Source organism: Brachybacterium muris, from assembly GCF_016907455.1.
Lineage (GTDB): Bacteria > Actinomycetota > Actinomycetes > Actinomycetales > Dermabacteraceae > Brachybacterium > Brachybacterium muris.
In genome coordinates, this window is record NZ_JAFBCB010000001.1 from 2,927,429 (window position 1) to 2,948,605 (window position 21,177).

The following is a 21,177-nucleotide window of genomic DNA, read 5'->3' on the forward strand; positions in this document are numbered from 1 at the left end:
ATGGTCCCGGCGTTACCAGTTCGTTAACCGGGGCGGTCACACCGGGTATCGGTAGTCTCCAGCGCGAAAACTGGACGTAATCGGGCTCTACAAGGGAGGGCCCGGCCGTCCGTCAGGGCCGGTCGGTAGATTGGGGGCATGACTTCCACCCCCGATCACGACGATCACGGGTTCGCGAGCGCACTGCGCCTGCCGGAACCGCTCGCCCCCGATCCGTCCACCGCCCCCGGCCTGCGCTGGGGGGTGATCTCCCCCGGTCATATCGCCGATCAGTTCACGGCCACTGCGCACCGGGCCACCCAGTCCCGCATCGTAGCGGTCTCCTCCCGCTCCCAGGAGCGGGCCGAGGAGTTCGCTGCGAAGCACGGAGCCGGCGGTGCCTTCGGATCGGTCGAGGCGATGCTGGAGGCGGGCGGCGTCGATGCCGTGTACGTGGCCTCCCCCCACGCCCAGCACCACCAGTACGCCCGTGCGGTGCTGGAGGCGGATCTGCCCGTGGTGGTGGAGAAGGCCTTCACGCTGAACGCACCCCAGGCGGAGGACCTGTTCCAGCTGGCCGCCCAGCGGCAGCTGTTCGTGATGGAGGCGATGTGGGCGCGCTTCCTGCCGCAGTACGACGTTCTGCGGCAGGTGCTCGACTCCGGGGTGCTGGGCGGGATCATCGAGGTCGCCGCCGAGCACGGCCAGTTCTTCGAGGAGGACGCCGAGCACCGCCTGTACGCACCTGAGCTTGGTGGCGGTGCCCTGCTGGACCTGGGCGTGTACCCGCTCTCCTTCGCCCAGATGGTGGTGGGGGACCTGACGGACCCGGCGATCCAGGGCGACCTCGCCTTCACCGGTGTGGACGCCTACGTGGGCCTGCTGGCCCGCGGCGCACGGGGCGGTCGCGCCCGTGTGGCCACCACCCTGCAGGCCCGGATGCCCAATGAGGCCGTGGTCGTCGGGACCGACGGCACGGCCCGCCTCTCCGGCCCGTTCTACGCCCCGGGCACCCTCACCGTGACCCTGCGCGACGGCCGGTCCGCGCGCTTCGAGCACCCCGGCCCCTCCGGGGACGGCATGGCCTACGAGATCGCTGAGGCCGCCCGTTGCATCACCGCCGGGGATCTGGAGTCCCCTGTCATGAACTGGGAGGACACGATCAGCGTGATGCGCACGATGGATGCGGCCCGCGCCGCCCTGGGCGTCACCTACCCCCAGGAGGAGCAGGCATGAGCGTCCTGGACTCCACCACCTTGCGGATCCCCGCCCCGCGCCCGCCGCGACGCGGCGTGTTCGTCTCCTTCGAGGGTGGTGACGGCGCCGGCAAGTCCACCCAGATGGCGATGCTGCGCGAGCACCTGATCCACGAGCGTCAGGTCTCCGAGGACCTGGTGCTCACCACCCGCGAGCCGGGCGGCACGCCCCTGGGTGAGCAGATCCGTTCCCTGCTGCTGCACGGGGAGCACGTGGACGAGCGGGCCGAGGCCCTGCTGTACGCGGCCGATCGCGCCCACCACATCGCCACGGTGGTTCGCCCGCACCTGGCCCGTGGGGGCTTGGTGCTGGGTGACCGCTACCTCGACTCCTCGATCGCCTACCAGGGAGCCGGTCGCGCCCTGGAGGCGGACCAGATCGGGGCGCTGTCGCTGTGGGCCACCGGGGGCCTGCTGCCGGACCGCACCATCCTGCTGGACCTGCCGCCGGAGGTGCTGGACGAGCGACGGGACGCCCAGGAGCTGGACCGCCTGGAGCAGGCCGGCCGTGAGTTCCATGCCGCAGTGCGCGCCATGTTCCTGGACATGGCCCGGGCCGAGCCCGAGCGGTTCCAGGTGATCGACGGGACCCAGTCCCGCGATGAGGTGCACGCGCAGGTGCTGGAGGCCGTGGCCGAGGTGCTGGACCGCTACGACCCCACCTTCGAGCCCCCTGCCGCGGTCTCCCACCGGGACGAGCAGTGAGGGGCACGACCGAGCAGGTCACGGCGGTGGTGGCATGAGCGTGTGGGACGACGTGGTGGGCCAGGAGCAAGCGGTCGCACAGTTCCGTCGAGCCGCCTCCCCGGAGGGTTCACTGGCGCAGGCCTGGCTCATCACCGGACCGCCCGGTTCCGGTCGGTCCACGGCTGCCCGCGCCTTCGCTGCCACCCTGCAGTGCGAGCACGGCACCGGGTGCGGGGCGTGCCGGAGCTGTCGCATGGTGCTGGCGAACACCCACCCCGATGTCACGGTCGTGGCCACCGACAAGCTGTCGATCTCCAAGGACGATGTGCGCGCCCTGGTGCTCACCGCGCAGCGCGCCCCGGCAACCGGCCGCCACCGGGTGCTGGTGGTGGAGGATGCCGACCGGATGAGCGCGGGCACCTTCAACGTGCTGCTGAAGTCGATCGAGGAGCCGCCGCCGTCCACCGTCTGGATGCTGTGCGCCCCCTCGGCGGAGGACCTCGCTCCCACCATCAAGTCCCGGTGCCGCCTGGTGAGCCTGTCCGTCCCCTCCTCGCAGGTGGTGGCGGAGCTCCTGGTGCGCCGCGACGGTGTGGATCCGCAGTTGGCCGAGCGCTCCGCTCGTGCGGCGCAGGGGCACATCGGGCTGGCCCTGCGCTATGCCACCCAGGCCGGTGCGCTCGATGCCCGCGAGGAGTCCGCGCGCACCCTGCTGGGCCTGCGGGGAGCGGGAGAAGCCGTGATGGCCGCCCAGGCGTTGGTGGAGCGCGCCACCTCCGAGGCGAAGGCGCACTCCGATGCCGTGGCCGAGGAGGAGAAGGCGGCGTTCCTGCGCTCGGCGGGGATCGACGACGGCAAGGTGCCGCCGTCCCTGCGCTCCCAGGTGAAGCAGCTCGAGGATGATGCGAAACGGCGGCAGACCCGCCTGGTACGGGACGTGCTGGACCGCTATCTGCTGGACGCCCACTCGGTGCTGCGTGACGTGCTCACCGTGCAGATCGGTTCCGGTGGGGAGCTGGTGAACCCGGGCGTTGAGGCGGAGATCCGGCGCGCGGCCGGCACCGGGGAGGGTCGGATCACGCTCGGTCTGCTGGAGGCGGTGCAGGAGGCACGGGCCCGGATCGCAGGGAACGTGCCACCGCTGCTGGCGATCGAGGCACTGCTGGCACGGATCGCCGTCGCTCAGCGCTGAGGCCTCCTCAGCGCCGAGACCGCCCGGCCGGCGAGCTGGTGCCGTCAGGCCTGCGGGCTCTGGACCTCGGTATCGCCTTGAACAGGCTCGCCCTCAGTCGGCGTGCCATGGGCGGGGCCCTCGGTCTCGGCCCCGGCCTCGGACTGGCCAGGCTGCTCCGGAGCGGGCTTCTGGTACTCCAGGTCCAGCTCGTCCACGATAACGCCGGTGGCGCGGGGGATCTCCGGGTCCGCGTCGTCCTTGCCGGTCTCGGAATGGGCACCGCAGCCGTAACCCAGGTGCACCACGCGGCCGTCGGCCGGGGACCACTCGTTCGTGCACACCCCGAACTCGTGCCGCAGGGAACCGCTGAGCAGGGATAGGAAGCCGCAGCTGGCGCAGTTCGCAGAGATGGTGCCGCGGCGCTTGCGCTCCGAGGTGGGACGGGGACCGAAATCGCTCTCGGCCCAGCGCTCGGCAGCCTCCGCACGGCCCACCGGGGACAGCACCCGGACGCGGCCCAGGCCCAGCTCCCAGTTCGCCACGCGATCAGCGTCCTCGTCGCCGGTGTTCTCGTAGCCGTGCTCGAGGCGCTCGTCGTACTCCTTGTACGGCATGAGGTCGTCGGCGCCGACGTCCTCCGGCTTCAGTCGCTCGGACCAGGGCTCCCAGTCGGGGGCCAGCAGGGCGTCCTCGCCGGGCAGCAGGGCGGTCTCGGCCACGGTGGCGCTCTTCGCGCGGGGGGCGCGCACCAGGATCGCCACCCACGACCAGCCGCGGTAGCCGGGCATCAGGCAGTCGAACACGTGGGTGACCACGCGGTCGCCGCTGGCCTCGACCCGCAGGTGCTCGCCGACCTGGCCGGGCTCGGTGACGTCCTCGAGCGCGGTGCGTGCGAGGTCGACGGCCTCGGCCGCGATCGCGTCGAGCTTGGGGCGGGCGGTGCGGCGGGGGGCGGTGGTGGCTGGTGTCATGCTCAGGCCTCGAAACTGTCGGCGACGGCGCGCAGCACGGTGGAAATCTTCTGAGCGTGCCCGCGATCGGGGTAGCGGCCCTTGCGCAGGCCGTTGGAGGCGTCGTCCAGCAGGCGGATGAGGTCCTCGACCATCACCGCCATGTCGTCCGGCTTGGGGCGACGCGCGCGGCTCACCGAGGGTGCCGGCTCCATCAGCTGCAGGGACAGCACCTGGGGGCCGCGACGGCCGTCCACCATGTCGAACTCCACCCGGGCACCGGGGCGCAGGGTGGCCACCCCATCGGGCAGGTTCGAGGCATGGACGTACACGCTCTGACCGTCCTCGTCATCGAGGATGAAGCCGAAGCCCTTCTCGGCATCGTAGAACTTGACCTTGCCACGTGGCACGTGGATCCCGCCTTGTCTGCTGTCATGGAACTGCTGGTCCTGGGGTCCCGGCGGGCCCTTCGTGCACCGGGGCGCCTCATCGGGCGCGGTGCGGGCATGCTCGCCGGGCGCCGGGGGTCCCGGCGACGCTCAAGTCTACAGTCCACCTCCCCGGAGCGGGGTGTGAGGTCAGGCCCGTCGACGCTCCGGTGGTATCTCCCGCACCGGGGCATCCCACGGCACGGGGTCCAGTCCCAATCCACTGAGCGCCTGCTCGATGATCATGGCGGTGAACCCCCACACGAACGCCCCGTCGGGCAGGTCGTACACGGGGCCGACAGGCCTGCCGTCGAGCACGCCGCGGAACTGTCGCGCAGGGTCGGTGAGTGAGCTGTCGCCGGTGAGGGCGGCCCACACCACCCGCTCCACCTCCACCGGGTCCTGTGCCCGCAGCGGGGGCCGGGTCGGGGCCCAGGCCAGCACCGGGGTGACGTGCTGGGAGCGCCAGGGCATGGGGATGCCGGCGAAGGACCCCAGCACCGTCACGGCCTGCGGATCCAGCCCGGTCTCCTCCTGCGCCTCCCGCAGGGCGGTATGCACCACGTCGGGGTCCCCCGGGTCCACGCCGCCGCCGGGCAGCGCGAACTGACCGGGCTGGGACCGCAGGGCGTGGCCGCGCTCCTCGAGCGCCAGATGGGCATCGTCCAGGTCGTTGCCCGCCACCAGCAGCAGCACGGCACTGCGGCGGGTGGGGCGAGTGCCGTCGATCCGCTCCTGGGCGTCACGGGTGCGGTCCAGCAGCACCTCTCCCCCGCGCCCAGCACGGTCCGCGAGGTGGGCGAGGAACCCGGGGTGGGCGGGGCCTGCAGCAGTGCCCGGCCGAACCCCTCTGCCCTCAGCCCTCGGTCCGTCCTCCGCCATCGCTTCGTCGCCGCCCATCAGGCCACCTCGGCACTGGGGCAGATGTCGGCGAGCACGCATGTCCCGCACTGAGGGGCCCTGGCCAGGCACACGCGTCGTCCGTGCAGGATGAGCCGCAGGTGTAGGGCGGTCAGGTCGATCTCCTCGCTGCCGCCCTTGCCGTGCGAACCTGTCGCGGCCTGCTCGACCAGGGCCACCACATCGGTCTCGACCTTCACGGGGTCCTTCGAGCCCGTCCACCCCAGTCGCCGCGAGAGGCGGGCCACGTGGGTGTCCACCGCCAGCAGCGAGTGACCGAACCAGGTCCCGCGCACCACGTACGCCGTCTTGCGGCCAACCCCGGGCAGCGCCTCGAGCGCCTGCTGATCATCGGGCACCTGCCCGCTGTGGTCGCGCAGCAGGCCCTGGGCCAGTCCTATGATGCGCGCCGCTCGAGTCCCTCCCATCCCCAACGGCCGCAGCAGCGCAGTCACCTGCTCCTCATCGGCGCCGGCGAGCGCTGCCGCATCGGGCCAGCGGGAGAACAGCTCGGGGGTGAGGGAGTTGACTCGCACGTCGGTGGTCTGCGCACTCAGGACCGTTGCCACCAGCAGTTCGAAGGCGTCGCGGTGGTCGAGTTCGGTGCGGGCGCCGGGGTAGGTCCTCCCCAGCCGGTCGTCCACCTCGATGACGTCGGCCGGGCCCCGGTCACCGTGGGTGGCGGTCGTTCCCGGCGTGGTCATGGGGTCGGTGCTCCTTGATGACAGGTCGTCCTCCTGGGCCGAGGGCCGGTTCGTCGCGGCGGTTTCGGCGGGTGGTCATGATCCTGGCCCATCGGCGCGGTAGCCTGTCGGCATCGTGTGATCACTGCCACCGTGCGCGATGGCGTGGTCATGATGAGAAGACCAGATCGGCCCCGAGGTCCGGGGCCCCACCTTCAGGAGGTTCCGTGGACGAGAACATCGTACGGTCGTCACCGCTGTTCGCCGCGCTCGACGAGGACGGCAAGCAGGCCGTCCTCGCCTCGATGTCGCAGGAGGACTACCACCGCAGCGCCGTCATCTTCCGCGAGGGCGATCCCGGTGATCGCCTGTTCATCATCGGCACCGGCAAGGTGAAGGTGGGCCACGCCTCCGGCGACGGACGCGAGAACCTGCTGGCGGTGCTGGGCCCGGGCGAGACGCTGGGTGAGCTGTCGCTGTTCGACCCGGCCCCCCGCAACGCCACCGCCACGGCTGTCGCCGAGTCCACCCTGTACTCGCTGTCGCAGCAGGACCTGTACCGGGTGCTCGCGCAGCGCCCGGAGGTGGCCCGCCATCTGCTGGCCTCCCTGGCCCGCCGCCTGCGAAAGACCAACGAGTCCCTCGCGGACCTCGTGTTCGCCGACGTCCCCGGCCGTGTCGCCAAGAACCTGCTGGACCTGGCCCAGCGCTTCGGGCGGCAGACGGACGACGGCGTGATGGTCGCCCACGGGCTCACCCAGGAGGAGCTGGCCCAGCTGGTGGGTGCCTCCCGCGAGACCGTCAACAAGGCCCTGGCCGACTTCGCCTCCCGCAGCTGGATCCGGCTGGAGGCTCGCGCGGTGCTCCTGCAGGACGTGGAGCGCCTGCGCCGCCGCGCACGCTGACCTCGGCCTCATCGACGACGGCGCGTCCCCTCGGGGCGCGCCGTCGTCATGTGCAGGGTGCTGCTGGCGTATGGCGGGTGTCCCCGCCCTCGCGGGGGACTCAGCCGTTCGCGGGGTCAGCCGTTCGCGGCGAGATGGTCCAGGGTGGCGCGCAGGTTCCAGCGTGCGGCCTTCTCCAGCTCCGCGGGCAGCTCGGCCCCGTAGACGACGCGCAGCAGCCGGTCCATGGTGAGGATCCCCGCGGTGCGCGCGCGCCGCACCTGCTCGATCCGCTGGAGCCGGTGCTCGATCGCCGCGTCGATGGCTTCCAGGGCCTCGAGCGGGGAGCCGTAGGGGTCGCCATGACCGGGGTGCAGGGACGAGATCCTGCCGTCGACCGTCATGGCACGCAGGATGGCGAGCGACTGCAGGTACTCACCGAGGTCGCCGCCGTGCTCGGGGACGATCACGGTGGAGGAGCCGCCCAGCAGGGTGTCACCGGTGAGCATGCGACCGCCCTGCAGCAGCAGCCCCACGGAGTCCGCGGTGTGGCCGGGCAGGTGGATCACATGGCCCACCGTCCCCTGGTCCCCCTCGAGTGTGGACGGCAGGGGCCGGGAGCCCACCACCGCTCCCTGGTCGGCAGCCCACAGGGGCACGGGACTGCCGCTGCGGGCCGCGAGCTGCCGGGCCAGCGTGGCGGCTCCGGCGGAGTGGTCGGGGTGGTGGTGGGTGACCAGCACCCCCATCGGCTGCGCACCTGCCCCGCAGGCCAGGAGCACGTCCGCGAGGTGCTCGGGGTCCTTGGGGCCGGGATCGACCACCCATACCTGGGCGCCGTCGCGCACCACCCAGGTGTTGGTGCCCGTCAGCGTCATCGGGCCCGGGTTGGGGGCCCGCAGCACCAGCAGCTCGACGGGCGGTGCTGCCTGGTCCCGGTCCGTGTCATCTCCGCTCACGGCGCGTCCTCACCGTTCGCCGCTCAGACGGTCCGCTGGATCTCGACCTGGAGCTCCAGCTCCACCGGGGCGTCCATCGGGAGCACGGCCACGCCGACCGCGCTGCGGGCGTGGGCACCGCGCTCGCCGAACACCTCGCCGAGCAGCTCGCTGGCGCCGTTGATGACGGCCGGCTGCCCGGTGAAGGATGGATCGGAGGCGACGAAACCGGTCAGCTTCACCACCCGGACGATCTGGTCGAGCGAGCCCACCAGGTCCTCGATCGCCGCGAGGGCGTTGAGGCAGCTGGTGGCGGCGAGCTCTGCGGCCTGCTCCGCGGTGACCTCCGCGCCGACCTTGCCGGTGCGCGGGAGGCTGCCGTCGATGAACGGGAGCTGGCCGGAGGTGAGCACGTGGTCACCGGAGCGCACCGCCGGGACATAGGCGGCGACGGGGGCGGCCACGGACGGCAGCTCGAGGCCCAGCTCGGTCAGGCGCTGGCGGATGCGGGAGCCGTCGGCGGCAGCGGAGGGGGGCGATGCGGGAACGGTCATCGGCTCAGCCCTCCGAGAGGGGGCGCTTGAGGTAGGCGACCAGTGACTCGGGGTTGGGGCCGGGTACGACCTGGACCAGCTCCCAGCCCTCCTCGCCGTAGTTGTCGAGGATCTGCTTGGTCGCGTGGATCAGCAGCGGGACGGTCAGGTACTCCCAGCGAGTATAGGTGCTCATGGGCCGAAGCCTACCGGCCATCGGCGCCGGAACTCAGGGCGTCACTGCCCGCGGGCGGGTGCGCGGGTGGCGAAGGCCAGGGCAGCAGACCAGTCCACCACGTCGGGATGCCGGCGCAGGAGGCGCCGACGCTCACGCTCGGTCATCCCGCCCCACACACCGAAGTCGATGCGGTTCTCGAGCGCATCGACCAGGCACTGGGTGCGCACCGGGCAGCCGCCGCAGGTGGTCTTGACGGCATGCTGCTCAGCGCCCTGGACGAAGAATTCGTCGGGATCCATGGAGACGCAGGCGCCGCGAGCGGCCCAGCTGCGGTCCTCGGCATCCGCCGCGATCCCCGTGGTGGTTCCAGCCAGAATGGTCATCTCTGTCCCTTCCGAATCCTCGTCGACCCGTGAGTTCCGTACACATGGTAGGGATCTCACCCGACACATGCCAATCCTCCGCACGCGTTCGGCTCCCCGGTGGTATATGAGGCCCCATCTGCGATACCTCGGCCCGCCGGGGAGCCACCCGTGAAGATCTCGTCAGGACGTGGCCTGCCTCATGGCTGATGTCAGCACCTGCCCGTAGTGTTGTTCCATGGCCACTTCCTCGCCCAGTCGTCCCGGTCAGGGGCGCTCGCTGCCCGCTGCGCTGGCACAGACCCTGTACCTCCTGCTGGGCATCATCGCCGTGGCGGGACTGGGTGGCGTGCTGCTGGCCGCGTTCTTCCTGCCGGTGGTGTCGGCCAGTTCCGCCGTCGCAGAGGACGGTGTGGCCCTGTTCGAGTCCTACCCCTCCGAACTCGAGGTCCAGCCGCTGAACGAGGCCAGCCGGATCGAGGCGGCCGACGGCTCCCTGCTGGCCACCTTCTACACCGAGAACCGCATCATGGTGCCGCTGGAGGAGATCTCCCCCCACATGCAGCACGCGGTGATCGCGGTGGAGGACCGTCGCTTCTATGAGCACGGCGGCGTGGACCCCAAGGGCCTGGTCCGCGCCTTCGCCTCGAACGCCGCGGGCGGCGCGACGCAGGGCGGCTCGACGCTCACCCAGCAGTACGTGAAGAACGCGCTGCTCATGGACGCCGTGCAGCGCGGCGACCAGGAGGATCAGCTCGCCGCGACCGAGCAGAGCTACGGCCGCAAGCTGCGCGAGGCGAAGCTGGCGATCTCGCTCGAGAAGCGGTGGAGCAAGGACGAGATCCTCAACGCCTACCTGAACGTGGCGCAGTTCGGCCCCTCCCAGTACGGCGTCGAGACGGGCTCGCGCCACTACTTCTCCAAGAGCGCGAAGGACCTCAACCCCGGCGAGGCCGCGCTCCTGGCCGGCATCACCAACGGCCCGAACCAGTACGACCCGGTCGCCCATCCCGAGGCGGGCGAGAAGCGCCGCAACGAGGTGCTCGCGGACATGAAGCGCGAGGGCTTCGTGACCGAGGAGGAGTACGAGCAGTACACCTCCCAGCCCGTCGAGGAGATGCTGCAGATCCAGAACGTGCGGGCCGGCTGCGCCGACGCGGGCACGAGCGGGTTCTTCTGCGACTACGTCACGCGCTCCCTGCTCAACGACCCGAACTTCGCCCCCACCTACGAGGAGCGGCGCAAGCTGCTCTACGGCGGCGGGCTCACGATCAGGACCACGCTGGACCCGAACACGCAGGCCGCAGCGGTGGACATCCTCCAGCGCAAGGTCCCCGGCGACTCCCAGCACGGCTTCGGCCACTCGATCGTCACCGTCGAGCCGGGCACCGGCAAGATCCTCACGATGGCGGAGAACCGCACCTTCAACCCGCACGAGGACTCCCAGCCCGGCGAGACCGCGATCAACTACAACGTGCCGCAGGCCCTCGGCGGCGGCAGCGGCTTCCCCGTCGGCTCGACCTTCAAGCCCTTCGTGCTGCAGAACTGGCTCGAGAGCGGGCGGAGCATCGACGACCGGGTGAGCACCACGCGCGAGTCGATGTCGAGCTTCCCGGCGGAGTGCCTGCCGCGCGGCGCCTGGCGCGAGAACCCGGGCTACAACCCGGACAACGCGGTCTCCGTGCCGATCGCGCCGATGGAGACGGTGCTGAACTCGACGAAGTTCTCGATCAACACCTCGTACGCGAACATGGCCCGCCAGCTCGACCTGTGCGGCATCGCGGAGACGGCGCGCGACATCGGCGTGGTCCCCGCGACCTACAACCCCTACGACCCCGCCACCTGGGACATGCCGATCGAGGACCTGTACGGCACCGAGCTGGCACCCTCCGTGGTGGTCCTCGGCGAGCTGCGGATCTCGGCGCTGGACATGGCCTCGGCCTACGCGACCTACGCCTCGGGCGGCACCTTCTGCTCGCCCCAGGCGATCACCGAGGTCGTCGACCGCAACGGCGAGGCGATGGAGATCTCCGGCGCCCAGTGCCACCAGGCGGTCGAGAAGGAGGTCGCCGACACGATGGCCTGGGTGCTCCAGCAGGACCTCGAGGACCCGCGCGCGACCGGCAAGGGCAAGACGATCCCCGGCCACGCCGCGGGCGGCAAGACCGGCACCTCCGGGGAGCAGTTCCACACCTGGTACGTGGGCTTCACCCGTCATATGTCCACCGCGGTGTGGTTCGGCCACCCTGAGAAGAACGTGCGTCCCCACGGCTTCCATGTGGACGACACCTTCCTGCGCCGCGGCAAGGTGTGGGGCAACACCGTGTCCCTGCCCACCTGGCAGGAGTACATGACGGTGGTCCACGAGGGCCTGCCCAGCCTGCCGTTCCCGGCCGCCCCGGCCGAACCTGCCCGCCCTGCCCCGGGCCAGGTGGGCGAGGTGACGCCGGGCACCGTCCCGAACGTGGCCGGGATGGTGCTCTCCCAGGCCCAGGCTGCCGTGGAGAGCGCGGGCTACACCGTGGAGGTGGTTCGTGAGCCCTCGGACTCGGTGGAGCAGTGGCGCGTGATCGGCACCAGCCCCGCACCGGGCACAGCCCTTCCCGAGGGCAGCACGGTGACCATCCGCCAGTCGGAAGGCGAGGAGGACTGAGCGTGCGGGCAGCGACCATCGCCGCTGGAGCATTGGGCGGCCTGGTCGTCGGTGCCGCCGCGGGAGCGCACGTGTGGGCGAGGCACGTGGAGATCCACCGCTACACCCTGCGGGAAGTGGAACTGGGGATCCTCCCTCCCGGTTCCCGACGGATCCGCCTGCTGCACATCAGCGACATCCACCTGATGCCCGATCAGCAGCGCAAGCTCGCCTTCCTGCGGCACCTGGAGTCCCTGCGCCCCCACCTGGTGATCGACACCGGTGACAACATCGCCTCGGCCGCCTCGGTGCCCGTGCTGGCCCAGGCGATCGAGCCGCTGCTGCGCCGCCCCGGGGCCTATGTGATGGGCTCGAACGACATGTTCGCCCCGTCCCCGAAGAACCCCTTGCGCTACTTCCTGCCCGACGCCCGCCCGGAGGGATTCACCCAGCGCAAGGACGTGGAGCTGCCCACCGATGAGCTCGCCGCACGGCTCTCGGCCTTCGGCTGGAAGGACCTCACCAACACCCGCGCGAGCATTGAGCTGGGCGGTCTGGAAGTGCAGCTGGTGGGGGTGGACGATCCCCACCTGGAGCGCGATGAGATGCCGGAGCCCGCAGAGCCGTCGGCCCCTGAGCATGGCCGCGTGCTGCGCCTGGGCGTCGCCCATGCTCCGTACCGGAGGGTGCTGGACTCGTTCGTGGACGACGGTGCCGACCTGATCCTGGCCGGGCACACCCACGGAGGTCAGTTGCGGATCCCCGGCTTCGGAGCACTGGTGACCAACTGCGACCTGCCTCGTGCGCAGGCGCGGGGCCTGTCCACCTGGCGCGGAGTGCCGCTGAACGTGAGCGCCGGCATGGGCGCGAGCCCGTACTCGAACTACCGTTTCGCGACCCCACCCGAGGCGAGCTTGATCACGTTGCGCGCCCCCCGTGCTGGATCGCCTGACCAGCGGTAGGAATAGCCTGTTAGAGTTTCTCCTCGGTGACTGCCTCGACGGCGCATCGCGACGGCCCTCAGCCCGAGCGAGGCTCGCAGCAGGATCCACTCGGGGTGTGGCGCAGCTTGGTAGCGCGCTTCGTTCGGGACGAAGAGGTCGCAGGTTCAAATCCTGTCACCCCGACCTCCAGCCGGCTCCGGTGTGCACATGCGCACCGGAGCCGTTCTCGTTCCGGCACCTGCCCGGGGCCGCGCCGCACCGCGGTCGAATGGGTGTTTCCGTACCGAGAGTCGCTGTCCTTGGTTCGAGAGCACCCACTCCTTCCCCCATCAGTGGCCCTCGTGAGCCCAGGCGGTGGGGGCCGCGATCAGCGAGCGAATGACAACGGTGTAATTAGCACACCTGAACCCTGCTCGCACGCATGACACCTCACGGGATCGTCAAAAAGAGCAAAAGTTTGACAAAGGGGCAGGCCCGCCCACGCAAACTGGGCTGTTCTGCCCGCTGACCTGCGATTACATTTGATCCAGTGCCGCTTGTCCCTGGGGCACTGACCGGTCCGCCGCCTCCCCGTCACCGGCTCGGTCGCTTCCTCCACTTCCCTGGGTGACGGGCACACGCCTCGCGGGCGTCCTCGACTGCCCGCCTCCGGCCCCTGTGCGGCGCCGGAGTGAATATTCGCCTCGCTGGGGTCCGCTGATCGAGGGTTCGGGTGCCACGTCGCTGCCGTAGCGGTGGCGTCGTTCGGGACCACCAGTGGTGTCGTTGGGGCCGCTCTGTCTACGCTCCTTCCGCCGTGTGTATAGGGCACGCGGCGGAAGGAGCAATCTGGAATGGTACGGAAGATCAGGGCGAAGCTGGTGCTCCAGCTGCGCGCAGAAGGTCTGTCGGGGCGAGCGATTTCGTCCTCGCAGGGCATGTCCCGCAAGTCCGTGAGGGCGGTGTTCGAGGCCGCTGACGCTGCAGGGATCGGGTGGGGCGATATCGCGGACGTCGCCGATGAGCAGGTGTATGCCCGGTTGTTCCCGGGCCGGGGCGAGCACGAGAGCGTGTTCGCACAGCCGGACTGGGAACAGGTCCATCGAGAGATGGCCAGGGTCGGCGTGACGCTGAAGCTGTTGCACGGCGAGTACTTCGACGCGACCACGGCGGCTGGGGATCCGGCGATGGGGTATGACCGGTTTTGCCGCACCTACCAGCACCACGTCATGGTCACCGGTGCCGCTTCGAGAGTCGGTCACAAGGCCGGCCAGAGCGTGGAGGTCGACTGGTCCGGCCCCACGATGGAGCTGGCCGATCCGGTCACCGGCGAGGTCTCGAAGGTGTTCTTGTTCGTTGCCTGCCTGCCTTTTTCTCGTTACGCGTTCTGCTTCCCGGCGCTGGATATGCGCCAGGAGTCCTGGCTGCGAGCGCACGTAGCGATGTTCGAGGCGCTGGGCGGGACGGTCCCGAGGATCGTTCCGGACAACCTCAAGACCGGTGTGGTGAAGCACCCCCGCGAGGGCGAGATCGTCCTGAACGATGCGTATCGCGAGATGGCAGCGCATTACTCGGCGGCGGTGCTCCCGGGGAGGGTGCGGAAACCGAAAGACAAGGCGAGCGTGGAGAACACCGTCGCGCACGTCGCGACCTGGGTCATCGCCGGGCTGCGGGATCAGCGATTCACGTCCCTGCCCGAACTTGCAGCCGCCATCGGGCAGCGGATGGAGGCCTATAACGCGGAGCCGTTCCAGAAGCGGCCCGGATCCCGCGCCAGCGTGTTCGACGCGGAGGAGCGGCCGCTGCTGACGCCGCTGCCGGCGGTGCCCTACGAGATCTCGACATGGCACTACGGACGACGAGTGGGCAGGAACGGGCACGTCACGTTCGCGCGGAACTTCTACTCCGCGCCGTTCGCGCACATCGGCGCGAAGGTCGATCTGCGCATCACGGCCCGGACGCTGGAGATCTATCAGGGCAGCCAGCGACTGACCAGTCACCTGCTGCTCCCGGAGACCGCGAGCAATGAGTACCGCACCAACGACGCGGACCTACCTGCGGGCGAGCGTTTCCAGGCCTGGGACGCGCAGAGGGTGCGGGCGTGGGCAGATCGGGTCGGGCCGGCCACGGTGATCGTGATCCAGCGGATCTTCGAGTCCGTGCCGATCGTGGAACAGGGCCTGGATCCCGCGTTGGCGGTGCTACGGCTCTCTCGCCGCTTCTCCGTAGATCGGGTCGAGGCGGCCTGCGCACTCGCGCTGACGGGACGGGTCCGTTCACCGCGCTATGCGCATCTGCACCCGATCTTGGCCACCGGGCAGGACAAGGTCGCCGCCCTGCGTCCACCCCGCGAGGAACCCGCGGAAGACGGCGGATACGTCCGTGGCGCCGACTACTACGCCGGAGGTGTCCGGTGAGCGTGATCGATAACGACACGAAGCGGAAGCTGCGCGAGATGGGCGCGACCGCGCTGCTGGACGCGATCGATGCCCAGGATGAGGCTCACGTGCTGGGGATGTCGTTCCAGGAACGGCTCCAGCTGATCGTGGACGAGGCGCATTCCATCTTCAATCATGGAAAGGTCGAGGGTCTGATCCGCCGGGCGGGGCTGCGTTATCCCGGAGCGGACCTGCGGCGGCTGGATCTGGTCGAGGAACGGGGACTGAACCGGAACGTGATCGCGCAACTGGCAACCTGCTCCTTCATCCAGCGGCAACAGAACGTGGTCTTCCAGGGCTTCACCGGCTCAGGGAAGTCCTACCTCGGCTGCGCGCTGGCGAAGCAGGCCTGCCAGCACCGGCTCCGAGCCCACTACATCCGAATGCCCGACCTCGAAGAGGCCTGGGCCCTGGCAAAGGACAAGCCGCAGGGCCAGACGAAGTTCCTGCGGAAGTACTCCACGTTCTCGCTGCTGGTGATCGACGAGTGGCTGCTGGACCATCCTGACGAGGGAATGCGTTCGATGCTGCTGGAACTGCTCGAGCGCCGCTATGACACCGGCTCGACCGTGTTCTGCACCCAGTACCCGAAGAAGGACTGGCACGCCCGGCTCGGTGGAGCAGTCCACGCCGATGCGATCATGGACCGCATCGTGCACAACACAATCTGGATCGACACCGGCGACAGGAACATGCGAGAACACACCGCACTGCCCCAGTGACCCGATGCCGGCGGGAGCCAGTGGTCCCCACCGCGGCGGCTACTGGCCCCCGTCGGCACGATCGGCGGTCCCCAAGAGCAAGATTCGGTGGCTCCCACGACTACGAATACTCACCGGAGAGAGAAAACCGGACATGATCCGTACCGTCCCCCGCGGCACACACCGGGCACCCGGTGCTGCCGTCATCGATTACCGAGGCCTCACCGCACCCGTCGGCCGCGGCGTCGGAGGTGCTGCGCTCCTCAGCGCTGTCACGGCCACCGCAGCACTGCAAGGTGCCGAGTCGGCCCGCGCACAGGCTCCGGCCCCAGCCGCACTGGGCAGCATCACCGGTGCCACCGCAGCCGCACCTGTGGCCCTCCCGTCCATCGCTCCGGCCGCGCCGAACCAGTACGCGACCATCAAGCTCCGTCCGGGCTCGCGCGGCGCCGCCGTCGAGTACCTGCAGAGCGAGCTCAACGCCGCCGGGGCCTCGCTCCGCGTCGACGGCTCCTTCGGCCCCGCCACCCGCAGCGCGGTGCGCTCGCTGCAGTCCGCTGCCGGCATCGGCGTGGACGCGGTCGTCGGCCCCAAGACCTGGGCGGCTCTCGCGAGCGACGTCCGGATCTCCGGTGGCGCGGCGCCCGCCGGCCCGGTCACCACTGCCCCTGCCGCCACTTCGCAGCCCAAGCTGCGTCCGGGCAACCGGGGCGAGGCCGTGCGCACCATGCAGTCGCTGCTGGTCGAGCGCGGTGCATCCATCCGCGTCGACGGCTCCTTCGGTCTCGCCACCACCAACGCCGTGCGTGCCCTGCAGTCCGCTGCCGGTATCGGTGTGGACGCCGTGGTGGGCCCGAAGACGTGGAACGCCCTGCGTTCCGATGTGCGCATCGGTGATGCCCCGGCTTCGCGCAGCGAGGGTCGCAGCCCGGCCCCCGCCCCGGCGTCGTCGTCCTTCAACGGCCAGGCCATCGTGGACGCGGCCCGATCGCAGGTGGGCACCCGCTACACCTGGGGCGGCTCCTCGCCGGCCACCGGGATGGACTGCTCCGGGCTGGTGTACCACGCGTACAACCAGGCCGGGGTCAACGTGCCTCGCAAGACCGCGAAGGGCTACACCTTCGGCGGCCGCATCATCTCGCAGTCCGAGGCGCAGCCCGGTGACCTGGTGGCCTTCACCAGCAACAACTACGGTCACATCGGGATCTATGCCGGCAACGGCCGGATCATCGATGCCTCCAACTCGCGCGGGCGGGTCATGGAGCGCACCATCTGGAACGCCCCGCACGTGTTCGTCACCTACCGCTGAGCGGCGGCGACGACACCTGAGCACGGCGGCCTGCTCGACGCGAGAGCGTCATGGGAAGGAGCAGGGCGACGTGCAGGAGCCCGGTCGGGTCATCCCGGCCGGGCTCCTTCATGCCCATGGAGACACCATGCCCTCCAAGACATCGGAGGTATCCCCGGAGTGCGGGTGTGACGTGGCAGACTGGGTCCGTCCACGATCCCGTCGCAGCCAGGAGTGACCATGCCCGATCCGCTCGCCCTCGTACCCCTGCCCCAGTCCGTCATCTACTCCCATGGGGTGTGGGAGACGACGGATCCGTGGGCCGGGCTGTCGATCGGGATCTCCGAGGACCTCCCCCGCACCGAGTACACCCTCTCGATCTCCCCCGCGGGCGCGAACCTCTCGGCCGGCAGTGAGGCCGCCCTGGCCGACGGTCGCAACACCTTCGCGCAGATCGTGGCCGGCAGTGGTGGCTCCATCCCCTGCGTGTCCATCGTGGACAGCCCCAAGTACGCCTGGCGCGGTATGCACCTGGACGTCTCCCGGCACTTCTTCACCGTGCAGGAGGTGGAGACCATGATCGACGCGATGGCGCTGCACCGTCTCAACGTGCTGCATCTGCACCTGACCGACGACCAGGGCTGGCGCGTGGAGATCAAGGGCTACCCCAAGCTCACCGAGGTGGGCGCCTGGCGGGACCAGTCCCTGGTGGGCCACATGGGCGAGGACGAGGCGAGCTGGACCTACGACGGGGTCCGCCACGGTGGCTTCTACACCCAGGACGATCTACGGGGCCTGGTGGAGTACGGCCAGAAGCGCGGTGTGATGATCGTGCCCGAGGTGGACCTGCCCGGGCACATGCAGGCCGTGGTGGCCTCCTACCCGGAGCTCGGCAACAACCCCAGCCAGCAGATCGGTGTGCGTGAGGTGTGGGGCATCTCGGACCATGTCCTCGGTGTCTCCGACCAGGTCTTCGAGTTCCTCCGCGACGTGCTCACCCAGGTGGCCGACATCTTCCCCGCCCCCTTCTTCCACATCGGCGGCGACGAGTGCCCGCGGGTGGAATGGGAGCGCTCCACCGAGGCCCGCGCCCGGATGACGGAGTGGGGCTACACCCGGGTCTCGGAGATCCAGGGCCGCTTCACCCAGTTCGCCTACGACGTGCTCACCGAGAAGGGCAAGCGTGTGATCGGTTGGGACGAGGTGCTGGAGACGCACCTGCCCGACGACATGGTGATCATGAACTGGCGCCACGGCAACGGCGTGAAGACCTCCACCGAGCGCGGCTTCCAGACGGTCATCGCCAACAACGAGCACCTCTACTTCGACCACTACCAGGCCAAGAGCGAGGGTGAGCCGCTGGCGATCGGTGGCCACACCTCGATCAAGGACGTGTACACCGCCGACTACTCCCCCAAGAAGCTCACCGAGGACGAGCAGAAGCTCGTGATCGGCATGCAGGGGCAGCTGTGGACGGAGTACATCCCCACCCTCGAGCACCTGCAGTACATGGCGTTCCCCCGCATGTGCGCTGTCGCCGAGCGCGCCTGGGGCTCCCCTGAGCAGAGCTGGGAGGAGTTCGAGGAGCGCCTGCGGGGTCACCTGCCGCGACTGGACGCCTTCGGCATCCGGTACCGCCCGCTGGACTGACATGCCCGAGCGCGAGGTACATCCGTACGGGCGTTCTGCCGACGACGTCCGTCGCCGCTCCCTGCGGACCAGCCGGACCCGCAGGCTGCGCATCACCCAGTTGGTGGTGTTCGCGGTCCTGATGGTCACGCTGGTGGCGATCGGTGCGTACGCCCTGCAGGAGCTGCGCGACCCACCGCCGGAGCCCGGGGTCATCGAGCAGAAGACCTTCCGCTCGGCCGGCGCGGAGCTCGCCTGCCCTGAGCCGGGGGCAGCGCCGCTGCCCCCGGCCGAGGTGCAGGTGCGGGTGCTGAACGGCACCGGGCGCAGCGGGTTCGCAGGCTCGATCTCCGAGGAGCTGGCCGAGCGGGGCTACGTCATGGGGGATCCGGGCAACACCACTCAGGCCAGCGGTCCGGCGATCATCGTGCACGGTCCCGACGGGTACCTGGCGGCGCAGTCGCTCTTGGCACAGGTGCCCGGGGCACAGCTGAGGATGGAGCAGCGCGAAGGCGTCGCGGTGGACCTGCTGCTGGGCGATGGCTTCCCGGGCCTTGCGGCGCCTGAGGCGGCCCAGCAGGTGCTCGACCAGCCCGTCCAATCGCCCGAGGGCTGCTGAGACGTCCGTGGGCCGCTGGGCCGTCAGTCCTCCCAGTCGCGGCGATCCAGCTCCATCCTCGAGCCGATCCACAGCGAGATCACCCCGGCGAACATCAGCAGCAGCACCACGGTGCCGAACACCACCGAGGTCGAGCGGGACGCGGGCAGCAGACCGGCCAGCAGGCTGTTGATCCCGCTGGGGTCCGTTCGTGGCTCCCCGCCCCCGGCCACCGCCGGATCCACCTCGATGGTCAGGGACGCCTGGGTGGGGATGCCCTGACTGTCCCACACCACGTAGATGATCGGCGAGGTACGGCCCACGAATCCTTCCTCCGGGGTGAAGGTGATCGAGCCGTTCTGCGCCACGCTGTACTCGCCCTCCGAGGGCACCACCAGGCGCTCCCCGGTCCCGTCCCACAGGTCGGCCAGGTTCGTGGCCTGCATGGATCGGATCTTCAACGAGGAGGGCACCAGCGCCTGGGATCCGCTGCCGGCGGTGTCGTTGGCCAGCACGTCCACCGTGATCGCTGCTCCCGGCGCTGTGCGCTCCTCGTCATCGCGAAGGGTGGCGATGGTCGGGGACACCACCGCGGTCAGGGCGGCGTCGACGGGGTTGTCGGCGTACACCCCGCTGCCGATGATGCCCACCGGGGTGGACTCCCCCCGGAACGAGGCGTCCGGGGTCATGGTGATGGTGCGGGACTCCTCCTCGATCCTCCAGGTCCCTTCCCCCGGCTGGCGCAGTGCGAGGCCGTTGCCGGAGATGATCGCGTCCTCGGAGAGCGGCTCGGGATCGAATCGGATCGAGTCGGCGCGCACGTCGCGCACACCCACGGAGAGGTCGAAGACCAGGGTCTCGCCCGGCAGGGCCGCCTGGGTGCGGTCCACCAGCAGCGGGTAGGAGGGGCTGAGCAGCGCGGGAGCGGCCTCCGCGCCCTCGCCGTCGCCGCCTCGCACCCCCATCGCTGCTGCCTGGTCCACCAGCGGGCTCTCCGGGGAGAAGCGCACGGTGGCGGAGTCGCGGTCCAGGGTCCAGGTGCCCTGCCCGGGCACCACCACCTCGGTATCGGAGACCACCTCGGCGGCGTCCCCCGGCGGGGGCATGAGGGCCAGGGTGGAGGGGTCCACGTGCTGCTGGGCCTCGCCCACCGAGTAGACGATGTCCTCACCGAAGGGTGCGGAGTGGTACAGGTCGGAGATGACCGGGACGGTCACGGCGACCCGGCCCGAGGAGAGCGGTCCCCCCTCCTCGTCCACCACGAGGTACGTCACCGGGTCGGGCTGGCGGCCCAGCCGTGTGCCGGAGGGTTCGTAGGTGACGGTCGCATCATCAGCGGAGGCGACCCAACGTCCCTGCTCGGGGATGTACAGGCTGCTGCCGTCCTGGGTCTTCGCCGAGCCCGCCGGAAGGGCGTCGAGCTGCAGCTGGATCCTGCCTCCCTCGGGCACCAGTTCGTCGGGGGTCAGCTCCACAGGTTCGCCGGCGGAGCCGCGCCCCTCGGTGTCGGTGGACGCCAGCACCACCGGGGTGAGGGTGACCGGTTCCGAGCGGTGGCCGTGGATGCTCTCGATCGTGAGCGCGATGGGCAGCTCACCGCCCACGACGCCGGGGGCTGGGGTGAAGACGATGTCACGGCCCACGATCCCCCAGGTGCCCTCGTCCTGGATGGTGAGGGTGTCGCCGTCCTCCCCCAGGGTCATCCGGGACGCCTGCTCGGCGGGGAGCTCCGCAGGGATCTCGAGGCGTGCGGTGCCGTGGTCGAGCTCCGTCTGGGTGGCGTCCTCCAGCAGGGAGTCCAGGGGGACCGCCGTGGCCGAGCCCGGTGCGATGGGCAACGTGGTGGACTCCAGCGGGACCTCGAAGGGGCCGTCCTCGCCGATGGCCCCGGCCGGGGCAGCGACCCCGGTCACGAGCAGGGCGGTCGTCAGCAGCGTGGCGGCCCGCAGGGGCAGGGCGCCACGGCTCCTGGGTGACCTGGGATCCCGCATCCGGCAAGCGTAGCAAGTAGGGTCC

At 70.3% G+C, this 21,177-nt stretch carries 20 protein-coding genes and 1 tRNA gene; 12 read left to right on the forward strand and 9 right to left on the reverse strand.

The window, feature by feature from the left end:
• Positions 1 to 138 precede the first annotated feature (138 nt).
• The 3 genes from JOD52_RS13710 to JOD52_RS13720 are packed head-to-tail and all read left to right on the forward strand — an operon-like array spanning position 139 to position 3,114.
• Positions 139 to 1,215 carry a Gfo/Idh/MocA family protein gene (locus JOD52_RS13710; protein ID WP_017823281.1) on the forward strand — a complete coding sequence of 359 codons (1,077 nt, stop codon included), beginning with the start codon at positions 139 to 141 and terminating at the stop codon, positions 1,213 to 1,215.
• Entirely contained in the window at positions 1,212 to 1,940 is a 729-nt protein-coding gene (tmk, locus tag JOD52_RS13715; protein WP_017823280.1) for a dTMP kinase, read from the forward strand. Before JOD52_RS13710 ends, tmk begins: the two co-directional genes overlap by 4 nt.
• Before the next feature lie 34 nt (positions 1,941 to 1,974).
• On the forward strand, positions 1,975 to 3,114 hold the full coding sequence (locus JOD52_RS13720; protein WP_017823279.1) for a DNA polymerase III subunit delta': 1,140 nt from the start codon (positions 1,975 to 1,977) through the stop codon (positions 3,112 to 3,114).
• A gap of 44 nt (positions 3,115 to 3,158) precedes the next feature.
• On the opposite strand, the gene JOD52_RS13725 is transcribed toward JOD52_RS13720, so the two are convergent.
• From JOD52_RS13725 to JOD52_RS13740, 4 genes are all read right to left on the reverse strand, one after another.
• Positions 3,159 to 4,067 (reverse strand): DUF3027 domain-containing protein, encoded by a 909-nt coding sequence (locus JOD52_RS13725; protein WP_204410578.1) that lies wholly within the window; start codon positions 4,065 to 4,067, stop codon positions 3,159 to 3,161.
• 2 nt (positions 4,068 to 4,069) lie between these two features.
• Entirely contained in the window at positions 4,070 to 4,456 is a 387-nt protein-coding gene (locus JOD52_RS13730) for a cold-shock protein (protein WP_017823275.1), read from the reverse strand.
• Between the two features lie 168 nt (positions 4,457 to 4,624).
• The gene (locus JOD52_RS13735; RefSeq protein ID WP_237738672.1) at positions 4,625 to 5,374 is read right to left on the reverse strand and encodes an NUDIX hydrolase; all 750 of its coding nucleotides are present in this window, start codon (positions 5,372 to 5,374) and stop codon (positions 4,625 to 4,627) included.
• Positions 5,374 to 6,078 carry an endonuclease III domain-containing protein gene (locus JOD52_RS13740; RefSeq protein ID WP_204410579.1) on the reverse strand — a complete coding sequence of 235 codons (705 nt, stop codon included), beginning with the start codon at positions 6,076 to 6,078 and terminating at the stop codon, positions 5,374 to 5,376. The genes JOD52_RS13735 and JOD52_RS13740 overlap by 1 nt, the downstream gene beginning before the upstream one ends.
• Positions 6,079 to 6,284: 206 nt before the next feature.
• Here JOD52_RS13740 and JOD52_RS13745 point away from each other — a divergent pair, with 206 nt between their 5' ends.
• Complete coding sequence (locus tag JOD52_RS13745) at positions 6,285 to 6,962, forward strand: Crp/Fnr family transcriptional regulator (protein WP_017823272.1); 678 nt, start codon at positions 6,285 to 6,287, stop codon at positions 6,960 to 6,962.
• 116 nt (positions 6,963 to 7,078) lie between these two features.
• Here the strand turns inward: JOD52_RS13745 and JOD52_RS13750 are convergent, their stop codons facing one another.
• Genes JOD52_RS13750 through JOD52_RS13765 form a run of 4 tightly spaced genes read right to left on the reverse strand, consistent with a single transcriptional unit; the run spans position 7,079 to position 8,973 of the window.
• Positions 7,079 to 7,900: an MBL fold metallo-hydrolase gene (locus JOD52_RS13750; RefSeq protein ID WP_204410581.1), complete on the reverse strand. Its 822-nt coding sequence runs from the start codon at positions 7,898 to 7,900 to the stop codon at positions 7,079 to 7,081.
• Between the two features lie 23 nt (positions 7,901 to 7,923).
• A complete protein-coding gene (locus JOD52_RS13755) occupies positions 7,924 to 8,433 on the reverse strand; it encodes a RidA family protein (RefSeq protein ID WP_017823270.1) in 510 nt (169 codons plus the stop codon).
• Positions 8,434 to 8,437: 4 nt separating this feature from the next.
• Positions 8,438 to 8,608 (reverse strand): Sp36 family protein, encoded by a 171-nt coding sequence (locus tag JOD52_RS13760; RefSeq protein WP_017823269.1) that lies wholly within the window; start codon positions 8,606 to 8,608, stop codon positions 8,438 to 8,440.
• 41 nt (positions 8,609 to 8,649) lie between these two features.
• Positions 8,650 to 8,973, reverse strand: coding sequence for a WhiB family transcriptional regulator (locus JOD52_RS13765; RefSeq protein WP_017823268.1), 324 nt, complete (start codon positions 8,971 to 8,973; stop codon positions 8,650 to 8,652).
• 217 nt (positions 8,974 to 9,190) lie between these two features.
• Here JOD52_RS13765 and JOD52_RS13770 point away from each other — a divergent pair, with 217 nt between their 5' ends.
• The 8 genes from JOD52_RS13770 to JOD52_RS13805 all read left to right on the forward strand — a co-directional run bounded on the left by JOD52_RS13770 (position 9,191) and on the right by JOD52_RS13805 (position 19,182).
• Positions 9,191 to 11,605 carry a penicillin-binding protein gene (locus JOD52_RS13770; RefSeq protein WP_204410583.1) on the forward strand — a complete coding sequence of 805 codons (2,415 nt, stop codon included), beginning with the start codon at positions 9,191 to 9,193 and terminating at the stop codon, positions 11,603 to 11,605.
• A gap of 2 nt (positions 11,606 to 11,607) precedes the next feature.
• On the forward strand, positions 11,608 to 12,546 hold the full coding sequence (locus JOD52_RS13775; protein ID WP_204410585.1) for a metallophosphoesterase: 939 nt from the start codon (positions 11,608 to 11,610) through the stop codon (positions 12,544 to 12,546).
• Between the two features lie 91 nt (positions 12,547 to 12,637).
• Positions 12,638 to 12,711: transfer RNA gene (locus JOD52_RS13780), tRNA-Pro, on the forward strand.
• Between the two features lie 650 nt (positions 12,712 to 13,361).
• On the forward strand, positions 13,362 to 14,924 hold the full coding sequence (gene istA / locus JOD52_RS13785) for an IS21 family transposase (protein WP_204408388.1): 1,563 nt from the start codon (positions 13,362 to 13,364) through the stop codon (positions 14,922 to 14,924).
• The gene (locus JOD52_RS13790; protein ID WP_338124028.1) at positions 14,921 to 15,667 is read left to right on the forward strand and encodes an ATP-binding protein; all 747 of its coding nucleotides are present in this window, start codon (positions 14,921 to 14,923) and stop codon (positions 15,665 to 15,667) included. Before istA ends, JOD52_RS13790 begins: the two co-directional genes overlap by 4 nt.
• A gap of 4 nt (positions 15,668 to 15,671) precedes the next feature.
• The gene (locus tag JOD52_RS13795) at positions 15,672 to 16,955 is read left to right on the forward strand and encodes a C40 family peptidase (RefSeq protein ID WP_239551905.1); all 1,284 of its coding nucleotides are present in this window, start codon (positions 15,672 to 15,674) and stop codon (positions 16,953 to 16,955) included.
• A gap of 219 nt (positions 16,956 to 17,174) precedes the next feature.
• The gene (locus JOD52_RS13800) at positions 17,175 to 18,584 is read left to right on the forward strand and encodes a beta-N-acetylhexosaminidase (RefSeq protein ID WP_204410587.1); all 1,410 of its coding nucleotides are present in this window, start codon (positions 17,175 to 17,177) and stop codon (positions 18,582 to 18,584) included.
• A gap of 1 nt (position 18,585) precedes the next feature.
• Entirely contained in the window at positions 18,586 to 19,182 is a 597-nt protein-coding gene (locus tag JOD52_RS13805) for a LytR C-terminal domain-containing protein (protein ID WP_017823263.1), read from the forward strand.
• Positions 19,183 to 19,205: 23 nt separating this feature from the next.
• On the opposite strand, the gene JOD52_RS13810 is transcribed toward JOD52_RS13805, so the two are convergent.
• The gene (locus JOD52_RS13810) at positions 19,206 to 21,152 is read right to left on the reverse strand and encodes an Ig-like domain-containing protein (RefSeq protein ID WP_204410588.1); all 1,947 of its coding nucleotides are present in this window, start codon (positions 21,150 to 21,152) and stop codon (positions 19,206 to 19,208) included.
• Positions 21,153 to 21,177: the final 25 nt, after the last annotated feature.